Consider the following 2,745-nt stretch of genomic DNA (forward strand, 5'->3'; position numbering starts at 1 on the left):
CAATGACTGCGAAGAGAAGTGTGACCCGGATGAGAGACAATGATCCCTACAGCACGGAAATCAAAAGATGAAATAAACTTGACCCAAACGCCCGATTAGAGAAGTGAGTTTTCGCTGCGCTAGCGCCAAGGTCTGCTTGGGAAAAGTTATTGTCAGATGCCCTTAACGGCATTTCCGATAATTGCGTTGGGGCGATGCATGGCAAGTTGCCTACGCGCTTCGTCATGACGCCCCAACCGCAGCAGGACACCGACTGACGCATATTCTATCAAATCACGCTGCGCGCGACTGCCACCAAGCCGCGCGTGATCCCAAAGCGATTTTGTCAAAAGGTCATTCGCATCCGACCAGTTCTGATCAGCGATGGCACCGAATGCCTCAGCCAGATATCGCACAAGGTCGGCTGCCGGTCCCTTGGCACCTACAATGATCCGTTGAAGTTCCTCGGATCTTCCTGCCATCGCATATCCAAGTGCTGCATGTGCATCCGCAAAACCCAAGCCGGGGTTCGGAAACTTCTCTGCGGCATAGTCGCAAACGATCTGCCACCGTTCTTGAGGAACCTCTACACCCGAAAGCTCCGCCCGATATTGAACCGCCGCCAGATCAACCATAACATTTAGCGGAGGCCCCCATGCCCCGCGCGGATCGATATCCCGGTCGACAATGCGCCACATCTCATCCGTATCGCCACGGGCCAATGCCCAAAGCGCAATATGCCAAGCGATATGGCAATGCATTTGGCCCTCTTTTTGATAGGAACGTTGCCAGTCCGTGATGAATGCATAACCCGCTTCTGTCTGGCCTGTTTCATAATAGAGATGTGATCGAAAATGCGCACCATGCGCATTTCGCGGATTGGCCGTCAGTGATTTTTCAATGCTCTTTTCGGCACGGTGGAATTGGCCGACCTCGACTTGCGCGAACCCCAACAGACCTTGGAGCCACCAGTCATCGCCATAATGGGGTTCAAGTATCTCAGCCAGCGCAAGGTTCTCGGCTTCGCGTCCCGGCTCGCCACTGAATCCGATCAGACTCAGGACGCCCAGACAGGCTTGCGCGATCATCACATCACGGGGATATTCTTGCAATTGATCTCGCGCGGCCTGATATCCAGCGGCGTTTTTGCCGTCAATCAAAAGGCTGATGATCTTGATCTGCCGCGCTTCCCGTTCCGTCAGCGGCCGGTCGCATTGTTTGGCGAGATGAAGTGATTGTTGCGCACCAGCCCTATCTCCGACGAGCTGCCGATAACGAGCCAATACGACATGTGGGAGGGCGAAGCCTTCGTCTTCTTGGGTCGCCAGTTCGAGCGCGGCTTCAACTCCGATCTCGGCACCGAGGAACCGATCAAGGCCAAGAACATACGCATCTCTGGCCTTTTGCGAGTTCGTAGAAAGCGAATATCCGTATCTGTCTTTCATCCCCAGCACCATGTTTGAGCCAATGCTACAGCAAACCGCACGAAAAGTCTGTGACTTCGCAAAAGCGGTCGTTGATCAGTCGCACAGCATTCAGAACAATGGGCTCGCACTAGGATTTCGCCGCCTGCGGCGCGAACCACTGCTCGTGAAATGTCAATGAACGTGCTTTTCGTGAAACGACATGAGATTAACAGCTTGCTGTAATTTTCCGACGGCTGGTTCCGTTCCGGCTTCAACCTGAGGCTTTCCGCACAAGCCATTCGGCGGCAGAGAGCCCCAAGGAGACATAAATCAACATCACCGATTAGCTATGCAGTTATTGACGGTGCGGGTCCTTTGCCGGAAGTGCATCGCGCAAGTCCTCGGCGTTTTTCCATTCTGGTTTGGCGCTCGCCCCGGTCTCGTCCGGTATGAAGGAGGAAGCCGCAGCTTTGTTCAAATCGGGGATATAGCGCGGACAGTTTGGGAATATCTCGTCGGCGTCAACACGCACGGTCATCTTGTGGCCTTCCTTCGTTGGGCCGTCGACAAGAGTGCAATTGCCATTGACGCGCAGACGCTTTGGCTGAGCGCTAAATTCAATGAATAGAAGTCCGATTCGCGGTGATTTCAATACATTACCGAGGCTGCGATACATCGAGTTTCCATCAAAATCCGCCCACTCCAATTGCGTCGGACCTGTGACACGCACAAATCCGGGCGCACCGCCCCGAAAGGAACAGTCAACACTTTGTCCGTGTGCCGTAGCAATGAAAAAGAACTCTGCATTTTCTATGAAGTTGACGTCTTGCTCACGAAACTCGGAAAACCGCCGATGCTTTTCCAATGCATCTGCCATTCGGCGGCCATCGAACCTGTCCTGCAACTCGCGGTGACCATCGTGAAACATGCTGGTTGATTGCTCTGACATCTTCGACCCTCCCAGTAGGCTGATGCCAGACTACCACACTTTCATGCATTCTGAGTGTCGGCTCCGTCCGCACCCTGTGTATTGCCTGAAAAAATTTCGCTGCGCGGCCCACGAATGGCCGAAGTCGACGCCGCGCCGCGTCATCGAGTTTTTTTGCCTACGCAGAAAAATCGGTGCTGCGAACGCGTGCGGCAAGATTCTGACACTTCCGGTCAGGGCTCACTGCCATCCTCGGATGCGCCGCAGCATCGGCCCAGGATTGGCGTCGGCCGGCTGCAAGGGACGGCCCAATGCACTAAATCGCTTCGCGATATGGGCGCTTGTGACGTGGGTTGCGCGTAGTCGGGATTTGTTTCGCGGATTGTGAAGTTGAGAGTTTGCTGTTGATCGAGGTGATTTTGCCTCGGTTGA

2 protein-coding genes are annotated in these 2,745 nt (G+C 54.3%); both read right to left on the minus strand.

What is annotated here, in order from left to right:
* Positions 1-152: 152 nt before the first annotated feature.
* The gene (locus QO231_RS25900) at positions 153-1,424 is read right to left on the minus strand and encodes a tetratricopeptide repeat protein (protein ID WP_316783143.1); all 1,272 of its coding nucleotides are present in this window, start codon (positions 1,422-1,424) and stop codon (positions 153-155) included.
* Between the two features lie 316 nt (positions 1,425-1,740).
* On the minus strand, positions 1,741-2,313 hold the full coding sequence (locus QO231_RS25905; RefSeq protein ID WP_316783146.1) for a pyridoxamine 5'-phosphate oxidase family protein: 573 nt from the start codon (positions 2,311-2,313) through the stop codon (positions 1,741-1,743).
* Positions 2,314-2,745: the final 432 nt, after the last annotated feature.

This window comes from Sedimentitalea todarodis (genome assembly GCF_032595355.1).
Lineage (GTDB): Bacteria > Pseudomonadota > Alphaproteobacteria > Rhodobacterales > Rhodobacteraceae > Sedimentitalea > Sedimentitalea todarodis.

Bases quoted from the DNA above. Each gene is read 5' to 3' on its own strand.
- QO231_RS25905 (WP_316783146.1), bottom strand. From the start codon at position 2,313: ATGTTTCACGATGGTCACCGCGAGTTGCAGGACAGGTTCGATGGCCGC.
- QO231_RS25900 (WP_316783143.1), bottom strand. From the start codon at position 1,424: ATGAAAGACAGATACGGATATTCGCTTTCTACGAACTCGCAAAAGGCC.